Below are 17,261 nucleotides of genomic sequence, written 5' to 3' on the forward strand. Positions count from 1 at the left end.
AGTTGACGGATGCAAAGATATAGGGGTATATTGGGGTATCCAAAAAACTGGGATATTCTGCGTCAATTTGTGACAAATGGTAAGAAAAATGGGATAAAATGCAGAAATATGATAAATGGTTTGGAAATATCGGTGCTTACCGCCATATCGGCTCCTTGCGCCAGTCACCTACAAAACCATATTTATAATAAGGTATGTTGGGGCTGTGGTCAATCAAGGCAAGAAGTTTATCCTTTATCTGGTTGTCTGGGTACACGGCATTGCAGAGATAGAGCATTGCGGAAATCACTCCAAATGGTTTCTTCTTCTGGTTGTCCGTCAATGGATTCAACAACCACTTGTCACGATGTCCTTTGGGATTAGTCACTTGTTTGGCAAGGCTTCGGTTCCAGAGGCGTGAGTGGTGGGCTATGATGTTACGAAGCACAGAAATGGCTTCCAGCCAACTGGATAGCTCTTTTGCGGAATACAGCCCGAAGTCGTTGGCAATAGCAGCACGTTCTGGCAACTGGCTCTTCAAGTTCTTATACATCTTCGAAAGTGTGCCGAAGGTGGCAACCTCAAGAATCATCCATGCATCAGGATTGTCGCCCTCCATCGACTCCCTTTCCCAACTGGGATGCTCTGCAATATATTCTTTGGCAAACGGCTCGGTGCTACGGTCAAACTCATACATGAGGTCGAGTACGAAGTCCTCGTAATAGTCTTTACGTTCAAAGAGAGAAGCGTCCAAATACCAAAGTCCACTATCCTTTGCCTGCGATAGATGGTTGATAATCTTAGCACGTAGTGCCACCTCTATTATTTCAATGGCATCAAAGAGGATTAACCGTAGGTTGCGGTCAAAGTTATATCGGGCAATCACATCGTCAAACAAGGATCCTTCCTTGAAATCATGTTCCGTTTCTTCATCTCGCATATCCGTCCAATAGTATTTTAGACGGAAATAGCTGATGTGTGCTAGACACTTCTTGGCTTCCTCTTCATTGCCAAATGCCATCCCCCTTGAACGGAGTAGGCGGATTTGTTCGTCTATCGTACGTGGCTTCTGATTACTCATTGCTGCCTATATAAAAAAGTGACCCGCCAGCAGATCTAAGGGATGCCGACGGGTTCTGTTATCGTTTGATTCGGACTATCTTATCCGAGAATCTTCATAATTTCGAGAGCAAAGATAGCATAATTTCTTGAATTATGCAAGTTTTTCATAAGTTTTTTCACTAGAAGACTTCAATTCTTCCTAAATCGTTTTGCTACGTCAGCATTATTCTGTATTTTTGCGACTTACTATGAACCAAGCTAAAAAAGAAACATTAAACGTTAGAATCTTAAGCGTAGCCTTTTATGTCATTACCTTAGGCATATTTAAGCCCTTCGGACTCAGTGCGTGGCAGTGGGAAGCTTATCTCCACCTGCTGCTGATATGGGTTTTGGGAATCATGGTTTGTGCCGTTACAGAATGTATTCTGAAGTATATTATCCGTATGCCGAGATCGCTGGATCGCGGTATTGGGTATATCACTCGTCGCAACCTGTGGTTTCAGTTGATCAATACTCCGCTGGTTTCATTGATGATATGTCTCTATCGCCATTTTGTGCTGAGTGCTCGCGTAGACGGTAATAGTTTGTCGTGGAGTAATTACCTCGAAACACTGATCATTATGACTTTCTGCTCGTATACGATCGGGGTATATTGGCGCTTCAAGTATCGTAGTCGCTTCCTGGCTGCAGAACTGGAGGAAGCGAGAGAGATGAATGAGCAACTGAAGAAATTGCAGAGGACTGAGACGGAGTCTAAGGCGGAAACTCAGCAGACACCGATAACCCTGGAAGGCAATACCAACGAAAGTATTTCCCTTGACGTGGCTCACTTATTATATATAGAGTCTGTGGGTAATTATGTGAAGATATACCAGCTCCAAGATGACCAGGTACAGACTCGTATGCTTCGGGCTACCATGAAACAGATGGAGGAAACGCTGCAGACTTATGCGACGATTGTGCGCTGCCATCGTGCCTTTATCGTTAACCTTGGTCAGGTAGAGAAAATCTCGTCCACGGCTCAAGCCATGCAACTTGTGATGCAACACTGTCACGATACCATTCCCGTATCTCGTAGTAATATCAGCAAGCTCAAGAAACTGTTGGAACCTCATATCTCCATTTAGACTCTATGCGAATGGCAACACATGTATCCCTGACAGTATCCATGTATGAATAATCATTATCTCATTATAGTACTATCGGCATTCTTTGTTTCATACTTTAGGGAATGGCTCACTTTCTTTCCATAATCGATTGAACAGATAAACTTTAAAGAAACGTAGGAATTGTCCCTCTCACGGCGGAATTGCTCAGAAAGGTTGTAAATTTCTGCCGATAATGACCGTTTCAAAACGTTGTCCTGTATGAAAAGGTTCTTCGCCTCCAACACCACAGCAAGATTGTTGTGGCTCCATTCTGCAGACAGACCGTATTGCCACGGTTGGCGGATATGGTATTGATAATTGTTTAGTGAACGGGTCAATGATTTGCAAGAAGCTGAGAAGGAGAAGTCGCGAACATAGTAGTTGGCTTGCAAGCCCATCTGCCATCCTCTCTGCTGCTCTTCATCTGCCATAGTCACTCTCGCATATGTGAAGTTACCATCCATCTTGACGTTGAAAATTGCCGACGGTTTCCATGTAACGGACAACGATGTGGAAGTCTGATGACTTCGCGCATCGCTTGAGAATGTGTTTATTATGTTACCGCCTTCAACAGAGTAAGTGTTTACGATGGCATTGCTCATATACATGTAGTAGCATGATAGCATTGCTGAAATCTGCTTGTAATTGAGAGAGTAGGTAAAGCCGGGACCGAGCAAAGTGGAGTTGTCCATATCCGGATTACCACGACGTATCATGATGCGGTCAATCTGCTGACTCACATTGTTGACAGTGTTCAATGAAGGGAATGTATTACCCAAGGAGAAGAACAAACGGACACGCTGTAACTTGTCTGGCATCCATGACGATGAGAGTTGAAGACGTGGGGTGACGTGCTTTACCGCATCATCGCCATGCAGTCTGTAGACAAGATACGACAGACCGGGATTGAAGTCAAGCATCACTTTCTTCCACCTCTTGTTATAGTCCACAAAGAATATTGTCTCTGATGAATGCAGATGCTGCCAATAATCGGCAGAACCTCCGTAGCTGTCTTGAGAGACTCGCATATACTCATGAAGACTGAACGTAAGGTTATTACTCTTAGGCAGGGCGATGCTGTAGTTGGCATTGAACTTTCCATAGAAATAGTCCTCATCGACATCACTTACAAACCTGTCGCCCTCAAGGAAGTCACGGTTGTATTTGTTGTCGGCATAATAGCAATCGAGGACAGCATCAAAGTTGTGGCTCGATCCTATCTGCTTTTGAAAGTAAGCGTATAATGTAGGTTTTACAGTACTGCTTCGTGAGTATTGCGTCTTGTCAAAAGCCAAATTTCCATATTCTGAAGCATATTCCGTTTTGCCATTCATAATATTATCCCACTGTTTACTTGCCTCAATACTTGCCCGAAGCATCCACGTCCGTTTTGGTGTCATGTTACTAATGCTTGCTGTTATGTACTTTCCGATGTTTTCTTTGTCATTGCCACTGGATGAAGAACCCTTTGCAACAGCATCAGGCAGCAGGTAGTCTTCCTTTGAGACCATGTCTTCCTTTGGATTGGCGTTGCTATAGCCAGCCCATAGGTTTGCGTTAGAATTTCCAAAACTGTATTTGGAAGTGATGTTGTAGTCTCCACACTTGTAGCCCAAGCCTTGCAGCGCGTCCAACTGCGTGTAGCCTCCTGACTTGAACTGCTTGACAACATAATTTAGCACTGCCAAATCCTTAGCGTACTTTCCTGTCGGCATATCGTAATACTCTACACGTACTACATCTTTCGTCCTCAGACTTTGTATTTCTCTAAAGGTTGCCTCGCGGCCATTTATATAGAGAGTGGCAGCACCGGCAGGAGTTGACACTTTCCCGCTTTCTGTGTCCACGTCAACACCCGGTATCATCATGCTTCTTACAAGTTCATAACCTGAGTGCGAATGTTTACGCTGTTTCGACGTAGGAATGCAATTGTAATGGTCGGCTGCTTGTTGTATATATTGACCACTTACAGTTACACCTTTCAAGTGTTGTATGTTCAGTGTGTCGATTTGAGCTCTTATTGGCAAAATGGACATACATAGAAAGAAACAGGTTGCTTGGCAGGGAGATATGACCAGCAACATCAACAGAAATAGAATAATCTTTTTCATAATTGTCCGTGTTTATTGTTTCCGATTGCGAAGTTAGACTGTTTATTCTAAGCCTCAAAATATTACATGTCTATTTCTTTAATTACATTCTGTTCTTCTGGCTTAGACCTGCTCCTGTACCCTTATACTTGCTTCGAGTGACATTGAACTTATAACGGACTGTCAATGAGATTTTACTTGTTGAGAACTCATCGAAGATTGTTTCCTTCAGTTTGCCGTATTTACCTATGACGTGACTGTCGTTCGTGCCAAACACGTCGTTGACATAAAGCTGGAAAGTCAAGCAGTCTTTTAGGAAGCTTTTGTATATAGACAAGTCGGTGTCGAACATCGGTTTGTAGACATAATTGTTCCCCTCATGTCCCTTTGTGATGTAAGTCATCATAACGGAGAACATCGCCCATTTCGTATCGAAAGTGTTGTTGAATTTAAGTTCCGCTAAAGGCTTGTTAAGATAATATCCGTCCCTTGTTTCTAACTTGAACCATTGCTTCTCAACCATTGCTGACAGCACTGGATGCCAAATACCAAAGGTAGGCTGCAAGGTGAGCGACGAAGTCATTTTGTTATAAGATTCACCATTTATCATCCTCATCAATCCAATGGTAGCATTGTCCTTATACATCTCTACTATTTGATAAATTGGATCAGTTACATGTTCATAAGTCAAGTTGAAAATCAACCATTTGTAGGCGAGGTCGTAACTTATATTTCTTGAAATCTCTGAGACAAGAAACGGATTACCGGTCTCGTATGTATAATGATTGTCATATTGTACACCACTTCTTAATACCCAGTAGCTAGGACGGTCGATGTCGGCTGCATAGCTGAGCTGCATCTGTACATTGCCCAAAGGCATCGAAAGGCTGAGAGACGGAAACCAGTTGCTATAAGTCTTGCTTTGCTCCGCCATATACTTGCCATCGTCATAATATTTGAAATCTACATTCTCGTATCTCAAACCCACTTCCATGTTCAACTTGCCAAAGTCACGACTATAGGTGACGAACACAGACGACATGCCTTCTTTTATGCGGTCTCTTACATTGTCAGCAAGAGTGTTTGGAATGATGGCGTAGTTGGTGTTACGGTTTGTGAATGAATACTCGCCACCTACAGACAAGCCACCATCCAACAGCGGATAAGAGAGCACCAATTTGGATGATATCAGGCGGTTGTATTTTGAAGTGGTACTGTTTACAAGTTGGTTTTGTATTTCCGAGTTTACCTCCTGATAATGCTCATCTATATTGTTTTTACTGTTTCCTTTAGACCAAAACCAGTCGGTATTGAAGTCAATGCCCAATTTCCATACCTTGCCTACATAATATATATTGCTTGACAAGTTGCTGTTCTGCCCAAACTCTGATTCGACAGAAGTGCTGGTCTCCGTTAAATCTTCATCTCTCAGCAAAGAGTTTTCCGACTTTCCGTCTATTATCAGCTTTGGATTGCGTAAGAAACTAAAGCTTGCTCCCAACGAATTGTTGTCGTCAAACTGATAACTGACATTCAAGCGAGAACTAAAAGTTTCGGATTTGTTTTTCCATCGTGTTTTGTCCTGTTGGTTCCATGTCTTGTCGAGATATGTCATTTGCTGCAAGTCCTTCTCGTCTGGCGATGATTTTTTTGCGCCATAGGCGTAAGCACCAAGCTCCAATCCGTTCTTACGGTAATACATATTCAGTCTTTCATATCCACCAGTGTTCTTTTTCTCGTCGTACGATCCTTCTGTTGTAGCGTCAAATCCGAATCCATCTCCTTGTATCTTCTTTGTGGTGATACGTATAACAGCCTTAGTGCTTGCAGCATAACGAGCACCCGGGTTGGATATTACTTCAACCGACTTGATGTTGTCCGAACTCAAATGGTCGAGTTCGCTTTTGTCTCTCATCTGTCGTCCATTGATATAGATGATAGGCTCGCCACGTCCAAACACCTTGATGTTGCCATTCTGTGCAGACACGTTAGGTATGCGGTCGAGCAGATTCTCCATTGATCCTGCCTTTTCAAGGACAGAACCAACAATAGTAGTCATCATTCCCCCATTTTTCAAAACGGTCTTTGGCAAAGATGATTTTACTACTACTTCACCGAGCATTTTACTATCTTCTTCCATCTTAATAACTCCCACATTCTCACCTTTGCAGTCCTTGAATATTGTCTTATATCCTACGGAAGTTACCTTGATGATTCCTCCGCTGCAAGAGGATTCGATAGAAAAACATCCATTCTCGCCACTCATACCCCCATTGACAAATGTAGAATCTTGACGGTTTAGAAGCACTACATTTGCAAAGGCCAAAGGCTCTCCTTTGGAATCTACAATCTTTCCTGAAATGTTCTGTGCCATCATCTGCGACATTGTTGAGCTACACACGACTATTGTAAAGAAAAACTTTTTCATGATTTTATAATCAAACATACTTTTTTGTAAATGTAGGCAAGCATTTATACTAACAAATCTTTTCTTTGCACATCTCATTTATACCTTGTACATAATCGTGCCATTTTCTTTTATCTTGCCTCAAATGTGATATGCTTAAAAGAATCTTTTCTATATGTTCTCTTTGTGAGGTACATTTATCCTCATTAGGAGTTGTCAGATAGCATTTGTTTGTTTTATCATAAAAAAATTCCCTAGGACAACCCTCGCATAAATTGCGAGCCCAACAATTGGAGCACAATTCTCTTTTGTTGGCTAGCAAACTGAACAAAGGGAAAGATTTTTGGATGGTATCTGAATTGAATTTAACTCTACAGGAGCAAGTTCCCTCCATAGGAAGAACCTCATTAAAACTAAGTTTTCTTTTCCACAGTCTGTTTCCTTTCTTTAAAAATTCTATTAACATTTTAAATCTAGGAATCTACGTGTCTTAGAAGTTACGCCTTTTTATCCAGACGGGGCTGTTTTGACCTTGCGCAAAGGTTATTGGAACAATTGCATCAAAACGAAAGCAAATTGCAATTATTTGCTTACATTTTGTATTCCGAGTGCGAAAGTAATATATTTTTTGAAACAATGTGCTTTTTTTTACAATATTTAAACATTAAAATGTATTACAATAACTATTCAGCGATCTTGGATAAAAAAATTCTCGCAAAGTACGCTAAGACGCAAAGATATTAAAGAATATGAAGCCTATAAAAAAATAGATCCGTATGTTTTGATGTCCTGACGAATTGGCGATGAATGGCGTCGATATACGTAGGTCTTGTTGTTGATAGCCTGCTGCTCGAAGAGCTCATAGTCCAGCACCTTGCGGCGGCGCAGGAAAATAATGAAAGTTTGCAGCAAATTGATTTTAAACCGATTTTTTTTGCTGTTTCAGATATACTAAGTAAAGATGTTCCTTCATTTGTACAACTGCACATATTTGAAAGAAAGCTAAATGACACTTCCTTTCCAAAATTTTGGCAAATCATTTTTAGACAAGCTATACCACACTGCATAGAGTCATGTTGAAGAATAAACTTCATTCTACTAAAATCCTAATCTATCATTCACAATCGTCTTCCTTTCTTTTGCTTTATATCCATTGAATATATAACGTAGCCTAAGACTGAAAATGCGACTATCCCCATAACTACGGAAAGAAAAACTCTGTTGGGGTACATTCGATTGAACTCGACTTCTGAGCGTATTAAACATATCGTCGACCTTTATGGAAATCGACATTCCTTTGATAGGAGTTTTCCAGCTTACTTTTGATGTTATATTCCACATAGCCTTAACGTCATAAAGTCCTTGAATAACCGGTAGCTGCACCCATCCATCAATCTCTGCCATCAATTTGTTGCCTAATAAATTGATAGTATTAGAAATGCTCGCCCTTCCAGAGACCTTTGTTTTATCCAATGTAATTTCATCAATGCTTCCTTCTTGATGCATATAAAACCCCATTAAAGTAAACTTGCTTTCAAAGCCATGTATCAAATTTAGCGGAACTATTGCCATAACCCCAAACCTTTGACTCTTATGTATGTTGTAATATTTGTAGGCTGCTGCTATCTCATCTTTTTTCAGTTTCAACAGTTGAGTGAAGTAGTTCTGGTGACTTTCACCAAACAACCCAATGATATACTTACTCCTCATAATATAGTTTACGTTGAGCGCATATTTTCTTGATGGATTCAGTTGAGGATTACCTTCTATCCTACTGTAATTATCAATATACGAACTATAGCTTGCATTGGCCCAATAAGAAGGATAGTATTTAGTGGAAGACAGGCTGGCTTGGATAATATGTAGGGGAGTGAACCTATACATCAACATGAATGTGGGATATATGTCAAAATCTCTCCATAATTTTTCCTTATATCCATTGTTTCGCTTATATGTAGAATTGATAAACTCACCCTGTATGGATGTATTGATGAATCCCTTCTTACCAAGTGGAATTCGAATTCCCAGATAAGCTGTCGTTTCAAGTTCGTTTTGTTTCATCAACGATTCTGAACTCCCGTTTTCGCCTACGTAGTTGGTGGTATTTCTCAGTGTTCCGTCAATACCATATTCTATTGTATGATTGAACAACTCAGACTCACCATTGAGATATACATTTAACCCTCTATACGATTGGTTGTGGTCATTGTCTATATTTTGATTTTTGTCGAGCACAACAATTTGGTCTGCATTTTCTTGGAAGTGCTCATATTCTCCACCAAACTCTATGTCTTTATACGTCAAGGCTACTCTGACATTGTGAGTATCCGAACCATATCGGCTAAACGTATTACCATTAATACATTGCTGATCTATCAATGAATTAAAATTAATGTTATTTCGCGGTGACTTATGCAAGAAAGCATAATCAACATCCACACCCACATTATCATTTGGACTGATTGTCAGATTCATAACAGCCGTTTTATCTTTCGATATGGACGATGTTTGGGTTGTCTGCAAAATATGATGATTCACACCATCAAGAGTATGCACTGTTTCGAGAGTTTGATTGCGAAGCTTGGCAGCATTGCTTTCCGTATATCCAGCATTCATCGACCATTTCTTGGATGACAAACTAAAGTTGGTGCCCCCATCAAATTTCATGCTGTTACTATAATTGGCCGACACGAAACCTTCGCCGCGAAAATGCAAGTCTTCATGTTTCGGAGCAGACATAACAATGTTGACCGAAGCACCTCGCACACCAAACTTTGGAGGCGTGCTATAGTATACGTCAAGCGACTTCACCTCTGATACCGGTATGGTTTTCAAGTAGTTTACTAATTGCTCATCAGACAATATTTTTTTCTTTCCATTAATAAGAATTGAAGTTTCAGTCGCCCCCATAAGCATAAGACTTTCTCCACTTTTCATCATCATTGGAAGTGCCTCTATCATATCAAGGACCGTTTCGACCAGTCTGCGCTGCCTGATTTGATTGCCCGAAAATGAAATTCCACCATCACTTGTTGTTTTCACCATGGGACGGTTGCCTTTGACGACAACCTCTCCTAATGTATTGTCTTTTTCCTTTAATACGACACGAACATTAGACACACTGTCATTCACATATGAATCTGAATACGACATATGCTGAATGATAAGTTGATATGGAAATGAAACGGAATGGAAGAGAAATTTTCCATCCACATTAGTTACAGTAATCTGTACATTATGCTCAGCTGAATCACTTGACTGAATAATCACAGATGCAGACATAACAGGCTGTCCATTGGTGTCAACGACAAGGCCTGATAATTGTTTTTGGGCTTTGCTACCGACAGCAATGAACATATAAAGAAACGGTAGGATTAATTTTATTAATAACCTGCTACTAAGAATTTTTAATCTGCGTCGTTCCATAAGTCAGATTGGGTTTGTCTATGTTATGTTTATATTAAACCACTCGAGCTTTTCGAGCTTGGTGTAAAGTTATGAGATATTTTTTTTCCATCACTATAAAAGTCTGCTTGATGTGTGAAACCTATATTTGGCTTTATAAAAGTCTCATATTCGCTAAAATAAAAGAAAAATTAGAGAGAAATGAATCGCTAAATAACATTACGTAAAATAACCCCATCATTTCGCAAAAAACAGGAAATATAATAAACAATTTAACTAATAAATATTGTATCTTTGCAACAACCAAAATTATATCAATGAGACAACATAACATAATTATATCAAATACATCTCAGATGGCAAAAATTCCATTAGATTGTTTACTATGTGTAACATCTGATGGCAGCTACTCCATTTTCAATCTCATTGATGGAACAAAATATACTTTTTCGTTCAATCTGCATACTTTTGAGAAGATGTTAGAGTCCCAATTGGGATTGGAGGCGGAAAGATTTATAAGGGTTGGAAAAAGTTTAATTATTAATCGAGACTTTGTCTTCATGATAGATATTCAACGAAAAGAAATCACATTGGCTGACAGTGAACTAAGATGCAAAGTTACAGTCGGGGCATCTAAGGATGCTGTGAAGAGTCTAAAGGACATCATGGAGAGATACTTTAACTTTAAACGTAAAAAGATATGATTCATAAGGTAGACAACGAAGACCGTGTGTACATTATTGGACAACACACTAAGTATATACAACACACTAAGTATATTAAGAAAATGTTGTTTATTATTGCATTCTTAGTTGTTGGAATATTAGGCGTGATAGTAGGTGTATATTTATACAACAAACAGACTTCCCCCCCAAAAACTTCACAGGCTAAATCGTTAGAAGAAGTTGAGGTTATTTCAAAGGATGCCATTGCTCCTAAGTTTATGGGTAATCAAAATTTTCAAAAGTTTCTCGTATGGGTTGGCAAAAACCTGAAATATCCACACGGGCATGAGAATGAGAATGCCGAAGTAGTAGTAGCGTTCACTATTAGCAAAGAGGGATCCATCACCGATATACAGATATTGCAAGAGCCACAAGACAAGGCTTTCGGGCAACAGGTGGTTAGCCTCTTAAAACAATGCCCACGGTGGGCTCCGGGCCGATTGGCAAATGGCACAGCTACCGACATCAAATACACATTACCTGTAAGATTCAGTAAAACCAGAAAATGAACAATATTTATGAGATATTTTGCCGTCATCATCTTTTGTCTATCCACCATTGGAGTTCAAGGCCAAATTAAGAATCTTCACGTTGCCGATAGTCTTTTCTCGGCCTTCAACTACTCGGCAGCAGCATCGCTATACACCCGATTGCAATGGGGTTACGATTCTGTCGCCGTGTTCAGACGTTTGGCCCGGTGCTACAACAAACTGGGCGATTACCAATCAGAAAGTCGCACCTTATTGCGCATACCGGCAGATAGCTTGACACACAACGATATGCGACAGCTCTACTATGCTCACTCCTACACACAAGATTCAATGGCCATGGAAACATGGGGGCAACGAATTCTTCAGCAGTATCCTTATGATGCTGACATCATTACATCAGTTGCAGCAGACCTGATGCAGAAGAACAAAATAGATTCGGCTCGACAACTTACAATGCGTTATTTAGAGACTGATACTACCAACTTAAATGTATGGCGACAATACGCCTATTCGTGCTACTTGTTAGGCGATTACGCCGAGGCGCAACGTTCTTATCTCAAGCTCTACCGTAAAGGATGGAAGGGTTTGGAGGTAAGCTTCATACTTGGCGTTTGCTATGGCGAAATGAATGATGCCAACAATGCATACGACCATCTTGTAAGAGCCAACCAAATAAAGAATGGCAGAGACATACTTATACTCAAGTTGCTGGCCAAAAATTGTATGAAAATAGGAATGCCAAAGGAAAGTGCAGAATACATGGAGCAAGCCATCGAACTTTCCGTTCCCGATAGTCTAACATTGTTCGGCATGTATAATGATTTGGCTGAGGCCTACTTCTATCTTCATGACTATGAACATGCCATCTCTGCTTTTCAGAAAGCCTCGAAATGTCAGCCAACAAAAGCCATTACCTATTATAACATAGCCCAGATGTACAGCGGTCTGAAAGATCCAGTCGGTATGGCGAACTACTACAAACTCTTTCTGAAACACTCTTCATCTTTAAAAGATACAGAAGACAATCGTGAAATGATAGAAAAGGCCAAAGCTTTCGTGAAAAACAAAAATAAGCGTTAGCTTTTTTCGACTGCTTCAATCTCTGAAGGCTTTGTGCCGCCACAGGCATAAAGTACACCGACACCCACTATCCGGACGAAGCTGTGGCTAACATTGACGACAGCAAGGCCGAAAGGCATCTCAAAACCCTGCAAGCGGAAGTCAAGCGAAAACCAAAACCTTTGATGTCCTGACGAATTGGCGATGAATGGCGTCGATATGTAGATAATAGCCCGCAATACTAATGTCATTAATACATCTTGTTCAGCGAATGCATTTCAATTCCACGTTGGAGAAATTCCTTCCAAACACCCATGACAAGCCAAGCCTATCCATGATCTTGGCCAAAAAAATTCTCGCAAAGAGCGCAAAGACGCAAAGTCTGTAAGAATATAAAGTCTATCAAAAGACTGATTATTCTGTTTTCAGAAAATAAGAGATACTCTTAAACTCTTTGCATCCTAAAAAACTTGGCGTCTTTGCGTTCTTTGCGTGAGATTTATTACATCAACTACTCTGTAGCTTGCTTATTGCTGGAACAAATATCTTGGATAAAAAAATTCTCGCAAAGAGCGCAAAGACGCAAAGTCTGTAAGAGTATGAAGTCTATCAAAAGACTGATTATTCTGTCTTCAGAAAAAAGAGATACTCTTAAACTCTTTGCATCCTAAAAAACTTGGCGTCTTTGCGTTCTTTGCGTGAGATTTATTACATCAACTACTCTGTAGCTTGCTTATTGCTGGAACAAGAATCTTGGATCAAAAAAATAAGCCCTACTCTATCTTGCATTTATAGGATTTAAGAAGCATTTGAACATAAAAAAAGGACATCTTTCCCTTTTTTTTCACCAAAAATAACGTTTTTAACGAATTTTCTTGTATATTTGCAATACCAAGTTAAACATACTATTATTAATCATATAAAGCATCAAAAATCTATGAAAATAATGAAACCATGGTTGTTTGCAGCAACTATAATTTGCAGTTTGGCAATATTGACGAGTTGTGAAAAGGCTCGCGCACAAGATGACAATCCCGTACAACAGGTATCGAGCGAAGAACTGATACGTACCTCACAGAGTTGGGATGGCGTAGAACTGCCCGACTATTTCCAGGGACGCCCCGAACTCGTTGCCGTTAAATATGTATTCCCTGCTGGTAAAAAACTGGGATGGCATCATCACCCGGTGATGAACTATGGCATTCTAGTGCAAGGCGAACTGACCATTATCGGACAGGACGGCAAGGAGAAAGTCGTGCACGAGGGTGAAGCTGTCGTAGAGATGGTAAATACCATACACCACGGCGAAAACCGTGGAAATAAACCCGTTATCCTTTATATGTTCTATCTCTCACAGAAGGGACAACAACTCGCCGTACAACATCCGGAAATACCATTAGAATAAATATCATGATGACTAAGAAAACACTATGGATGCCAGCCGTCATCCTTCTCCTCTACGGTGCATGTATGCTTGCAATCTGCCAGAGCTGCAAAGATAAGGCGCAAGTAAAGGTTGCTTCGACAGAAGACAACAGTCAGTTTGTGACGCTCACAGATGTCGTGCCTGATGCGATTCTGGAGATACGTTACTTCGGCACGTACAACTTTGTGGGTAGCCGTATCGATGGCTACGAAGAACCGACAGCGCTGCTCACCCGACAGGCAGCGGACAGTCTGAAGGCGGTCAGCGATGACCTGATCAAACAGGGTTATCGCTTGAAAATATTTGATGCTTACCGTCCACAGAAAGGTGTCGATCACTTCGTGCGTTGGGCCGAAAATGTCAACGATACTCTGATGAAGAGTTACTTCTATCCTGACCTCGATAAGAGCGTACTCTTTCCGCGAGAATATATCTGCTTGAAGAGTGGACATACCCGTGGCAGTACCCTCGACCTGACCCTCTTTGATATGAAAACAGAGAAAGAAGTGGATATGGGTGGTACCTTCGACTGGTTTGGTCCGGAAAGTCATCCCGACTTCTGTGGCAATCCTGAAACAGGACAGTATACCGGTAATAACTCCAAGAGTCCGGCTCAACCGAAACGTAGCATTACCCCAGAACAGTTTCAGCATCGTATGATCCTTCGTCGGGCGATGATGCGCCACGGCTTCAAACCGTTTGATACGGAATGGTGGCATTTTACCCTGAAAAACGAACCGTTCCCGAATACGTATTTCACCTTCCCGGTGAAGCAAATCAAGAAATAATTCAAAGACGTTATAAACTTATAGAATTGTTATGATGAAACTGACAAGATCTTGGATGATCGCTTTCTTCCTTGTCTGCAGCGCAGGCATGCTGACATCGTGCAGCAAGGACGACGACAATAGCATGGTTAATCCACAGCCGAAGGAGTACTTCACGCTGTGGAACTCGTGTGAGGCGCTGACGGCCTTGCAGGACTATGTGAAGGATGTGACTGACCCTACCTCGAAGAACTTTATCCGTGAGGAAGACCGCATTGCCACGTTCGACATGGACGGCACGTTCATCGGCGAACTCTACCCGTCGTATTTCGAGTATAACCTGCTGGAGCACCGAGGCTTGGACGATACAGCCTACGAGGCACCGAAAGAGGTGATGGAAACGGCTCAGGAGATTCGCGACTTCGTGCGGACGGGTAAGAAACTACCTGATCAGTTTGACTTGAAACATGCCTATGCTGCCGCTAAGGCTTATAGTGGCATGACACTGGCTGAGTTTGATCAATACGTGAAGAACTACGCCCAACAGCCTGCCAACGGTTTCACGGGCATGACTTACGCACAGAGTTTCTATAAACCGATGCTTGAGGTTTTCAACTATCTCAAGGCTAATGGGTTCACGTATTACGTGGTCACGGGTACTGACCGCTTCATCAGTCGTGCCCTGGTCGAGGCTATCGGCATCGAACCCAACCGGGTCATCGGTATGGATGTGAAACTGCATTCTACCAGTCAGGGCACAGCGGAAGGGGTGAACTATACGATAGGCCGGGAGGAGGATCTGGTACGCACCGACGAACTCATCATCAAGAACCTGAAGACGAATAAGGTGTTGCAGATTTCCCAGGAGATCGGCAAGGTGCCTGTACTCTCGTTTGGCAACAGTGGGGGCGACGCTGCCATGCACAACTATGCATTGGGGAATACAAAGTATAAGACGGCGGCTTTCATGCTGATTGCCGATGATGACCAGCGCGACCATGCCGACCGGGACAAAGCGCTCAGATTGGCTGAACAGTGGCGTGCAGCCGGCTATCATGTCATCTCTATGCGGGATGACTTCAAGACCATCTATGGTGACGGTGTGGTGAAGACCGACTTCACGTTCCCTGTCGATACCCGTGCCCTCACGGAGTGGCAGGCTGGTCGCACCGTCAGTCAGGCTGATGTGGATGCTTTCGGCGGTATCGACAAGTGCTTTGCTGCAGAACCTATTCCCGACGGTGTGTGGGCTCGGATGCAGGGCAAAACCTACAAGGAGAATCCTTACATCGGCCGGGATGACCTGCGCCATATCCGCGCACTGCACTGGGACTACGATCAGCAGATGCACGTCGGCGAGATGGTGTGCAACAAGCAGATTGCCGATCGCCTCGTAACCATCCTGCGCCAGTTGTTTGAGGCGAAGTATCCTATCCAGCGGATGCTCCTACCCGACGTGTATAATGCGGACGACGAGACTCAGATGCGAGACAATAACTCATCGTGCTTCTGCTACCGTAACATCTCCGCCTCCAGTACGCTGTCGAAGCATGCCCGTGGACTGGCTGTGGATATCAACACGCTCTATAATCCTTACATCAAAACCCTTTCCAGCGGTTCGCTTCTCATCGAACCTGCTACGGGTGAACCGTACTGCGACCGTTCGTGGGACTTCCCGTACAAGATTACTCACGATGACCTCTGCTTCAAACTCTTCACTGAGGCGGGCTTCGAATGGGGCGGTGACTGGACCTCCGTCAAGGATTATCAACATTTTGAGTTCGTCGAGTAATACGACGACTGGTCTATTTATTCCTTAAGCAGCAGATGAAAAGATATAAACTTTGGGTTCTTTTCGTATGGCTGGTTCTGGGCAGTTTATCTGCCTTGGCCTCCTGTACGAATTCCGATAATTGGGTGCACGATCAGGAGGGTACTGACGTACCACGCACCGGGAAGATTGCTCAGATCGTGAAGCGTGGCAAGTTGCTGGTGGGAACAACGGGCGACTATCGCCCGTTGTCATACCGCGAGGCAGAGGGCAACTACTGGGGCTTTGGCATTGATATGGCTGAAAAAATAGCGCAGCGTATAGGCGTGGACATCACATTCGTGCCAACCTCATGGCCTACCCTTTCTGCCGACGTGATGACCGATCCGCAGACCTTCGACTTCGCTATCGGGGGCATCACCATTACGGATACTCGTAAGACTGCCATGCTGATGAGCGATGGTTATCTATGCAATGGCAAAACTATTCTGTGCCGTGCCGGCGATGCCCAGCGGTTTCAGTCGTTGGCTGATATCGACAAGCCCGAAGTGTGCGTGATGGTAAATCCAGGCGGACTCAACGAGAAATTTGCCCGGGAGAAGCTGTCGCACGCTACAATCGTCGTGTATCCGCAGAACGAGGAAATACCTTCGCAGGTGGCGGAGGGCCATGCCGATGTGATGATTACTGAAATCACGGAGGCTCCCTGGTATGTGCAGAACGACACACGACTTGCTGCCCCTTTGCTCAGTACTCCCTTTACGCACGGTGAAATCGGCGTGCTGATGCGTAAGGGACAGGACGATCTCCTGGCACTGGTGAATGCTGTCATTGCCCAGATGAAAGCGGATGGCAGTTTGCGAAAGCTCCATGAGAAGTACGGCCTCGTGTATGGATACGATCGCCCGGAGGAACACTCGAAATAACCCAA

At 42.6% G+C, this 17,261-nt stretch carries 13 protein-coding genes and 1 pseudogene; 8 read left to right on the top strand and 6 right to left on the bottom strand.

The features are described from left to right. Nucleotides 1-136 precede the first annotated feature (136 nt). Nucleotides 137-1,060: an Abi family protein gene (locus L6471_RS02290; RefSeq protein WP_094448504.1), complete on the bottom strand. Its 924-nt coding sequence runs from the start codon at nt 1,058-1,060 to the stop codon at nt 137-139. A 229-nt stretch (nt 1,061-1,289) separates the two neighbouring features. On the opposite strand from L6471_RS02290, the gene L6471_RS02295 reads away from it, so the two are divergent. After that, on the top strand, nt 1,290-2,168 hold the full coding sequence (locus L6471_RS02295) for a LytR/AlgR family response regulator transcription factor (protein ID WP_094448503.1): 879 nt from the start codon (nt 1,290-1,292) through the stop codon (nt 2,166-2,168). Nucleotides 2,169-2,224: 56 nt separating this feature from the next. Here L6471_RS02295 and L6471_RS02300 read toward each other — a convergent pair whose 3' ends face one another. From L6471_RS02300 to L6471_RS02315, 4 genes and pseudogenes are all read right to left on the bottom strand, one after another. Then, on the bottom strand, nt 2,225-4,300 hold the full coding sequence (locus tag L6471_RS02300; protein ID WP_237796711.1) for a TonB-dependent receptor: 2,076 nt from the start codon (nt 4,298-4,300) through the stop codon (nt 2,225-2,227). An 82-nt stretch (nt 4,301-4,382) separates the two neighbouring features. Continuing rightward, a complete protein-coding gene (locus L6471_RS02305; protein WP_237796712.1) occupies nt 4,383-6,707 on the bottom strand; it encodes a TonB-dependent receptor domain-containing protein in 2,325 nt (774 codons plus the stop codon). A 938-nt stretch (nt 6,708-7,645) separates the two neighbouring features. Further along, nucleotides 7,646-7,780: pseudogene (locus L6471_RS14220) on the bottom strand (cysteine peptidase family C39 domain-containing protein); the annotation flags it as partial. A 4-nt stretch (nt 7,781-7,784) separates the two neighbouring features. Further along, on the bottom strand, nt 7,785-10,043 hold the full coding sequence (locus L6471_RS02315; RefSeq protein ID WP_237796713.1) for an outer membrane beta-barrel protein: 2,259 nt from the start codon (nt 10,041-10,043) through the stop codon (nt 7,785-7,787). A gap of 365 nt (nt 10,044-10,408) precedes the next feature. Here L6471_RS02315 and L6471_RS02320 point away from each other — a divergent pair, with 365 nt between their 5' ends. Genes L6471_RS02320 through L6471_RS02330 form a run of 3 tightly spaced genes read left to right on the top strand, consistent with a single transcriptional unit; the run spans nt 10,409 to nt 12,387 of the window. Then, entirely contained in the window at nt 10,409-10,795 is a 387-nt protein-coding gene (locus L6471_RS02320) for a LytTR family DNA-binding domain-containing protein (RefSeq protein WP_039871020.1), read from the top strand. Beyond that, nucleotides 10,792-11,325, top strand: coding sequence for an energy transducer TonB family protein (locus L6471_RS02325; protein WP_237796714.1), 534 nt, complete (start codon nt 10,792-10,794; stop codon nt 11,323-11,325). The genes L6471_RS02320 and L6471_RS02325 overlap by 4 nt, the downstream gene beginning before the upstream one ends. A gap of 9 nt (nt 11,326-11,334) precedes the next feature. Then, nucleotides 11,335-12,387, top strand: a complete 1,053-nt coding sequence (locus tag L6471_RS02330; RefSeq protein ID WP_237796715.1) for a tetratricopeptide repeat protein — start codon at nt 11,335-11,337, stop codon at nt 12,385-12,387. On the opposite strand, the gene L6471_RS02335 is transcribed toward L6471_RS02330, so the two are convergent. Continuing rightward, complete coding sequence (locus L6471_RS02335; RefSeq protein WP_237796716.1) at nt 12,384-12,617, bottom strand: hypothetical protein; 234 nt, start codon at nt 12,615-12,617, stop codon at nt 12,384-12,386. The two genes, L6471_RS02330 and L6471_RS02335, sit on opposite strands and share 4 nt — an antisense overlap. 686 nt (nt 12,618-13,303) lie before the next feature. Between L6471_RS02335 and L6471_RS02340 the strand changes: the two genes are divergently transcribed. From L6471_RS02340 to L6471_RS02355, 4 genes are read left to right on the top strand one after another with little or no spacing between them, the layout of a single operon-like run. Further along, nucleotides 13,304-13,771, top strand: a complete 468-nt coding sequence (locus L6471_RS02340; RefSeq protein ID WP_237796717.1) for a cupin domain-containing protein — start codon at nt 13,304-13,306, stop codon at nt 13,769-13,771. A gap of 5 nt (nt 13,772-13,776) precedes the next feature. Then, a complete protein-coding gene (locus L6471_RS02345) occupies nt 13,777-14,580 on the top strand; it encodes a M15 family metallopeptidase (protein ID WP_237796718.1) in 804 nt (267 codons plus the stop codon). 31 nt (nt 14,581-14,611) lie between these two features. Further along, nucleotides 14,612-16,351, top strand: a complete 1,740-nt coding sequence (locus tag L6471_RS02350; RefSeq protein ID WP_237796719.1) for a M15 family metallopeptidase — start codon at nt 14,612-14,614, stop codon at nt 16,349-16,351. 35 nt (nt 16,352-16,386) lie between these two features. Continuing rightward, nucleotides 16,387-17,256 (top strand): transporter substrate-binding domain-containing protein, encoded by an 870-nt coding sequence (locus L6471_RS02355; RefSeq protein WP_237796720.1) that lies wholly within the window; start codon nt 16,387-16,389, stop codon nt 17,254-17,256. Nucleotides 17,257-17,261 lie beyond the last annotated feature (5 nt).

Origin of the sequence: Segatella bryantii, assembly GCF_022024215.1 — a bacterium.
GTDB lineage: Bacteria > Bacteroidota > Bacteroidia > Bacteroidales > Bacteroidaceae > Prevotella > Prevotella bryantii.

Bases quoted from the DNA above. Each gene is read 5' to 3' on its own strand.
- L6471_RS02345 (WP_237796718.1), top strand. From the start codon at position 13,777: ATGATGACTAAGAAAACACTATGGATGCCAGCCGTCATCCTTCTCCTC.
- L6471_RS02295 (WP_094448503.1), top strand. From the start codon at position 1,290: ATGAACCAAGCTAAAAAAGAAACATTAAACGTTAGAATCTTAAGCGTA.
- L6471_RS02330 (WP_237796715.1), top strand. From the start codon at position 11,335: ATGAGATATTTTGCCGTCATCATCTTTTGTCTATCCACCATTGGAGTT.
- L6471_RS02340 (WP_237796717.1), top strand. From the start codon at position 13,304: ATGAAAATAATGAAACCATGGTTGTTTGCAGCAACTATAATTTGCAGT.
- L6471_RS02350 (WP_237796719.1), top strand. From the start codon at position 14,612: ATGATGAAACTGACAAGATCTTGGATGATCGCTTTCTTCCTTGTCTGC.
- L6471_RS02355 (WP_237796720.1), top strand. From the start codon at position 16,387: ATGAAAAGATATAAACTTTGGGTTCTTTTCGTATGGCTGGTTCTGGGC.
- L6471_RS02305 (WP_237796712.1), bottom strand. From the start codon at position 6,707: ATGAAAAAGTTTTTCTTTACAATAGTCGTGTGTAGCTCAACAATGTCG.
- L6471_RS02325 (WP_237796714.1), top strand. From the start codon at position 10,792: ATGATTCATAAGGTAGACAACGAAGACCGTGTGTACATTATTGGACAA.
- L6471_RS02335 (WP_237796716.1), bottom strand. From the start codon at position 12,617: ATGACATTAGTATTGCGGGCTATTATCTACATATCGACGCCATTCATC.
- L6471_RS02320 (WP_039871020.1), top strand. From the start codon at position 10,409: ATGAGACAACATAACATAATTATATCAAATACATCTCAGATGGCAAAA.
- L6471_RS02315 (WP_237796713.1), bottom strand. From the start codon at position 10,043: ATGTTCATTGCTGTCGGTAGCAAAGCCCAAAAACAATTATCAGGCCTT.
- L6471_RS02290 (WP_094448504.1), bottom strand. From the start codon at position 1,060: ATGAGTAATCAGAAGCCACGTACGATAGACGAACAAATCCGCCTACTC.
- L6471_RS02300 (WP_237796711.1), bottom strand. From the start codon at position 4,300: ATGAAAAAGATTATTCTATTTCTGTTGATGTTGCTGGTCATATCTCCC.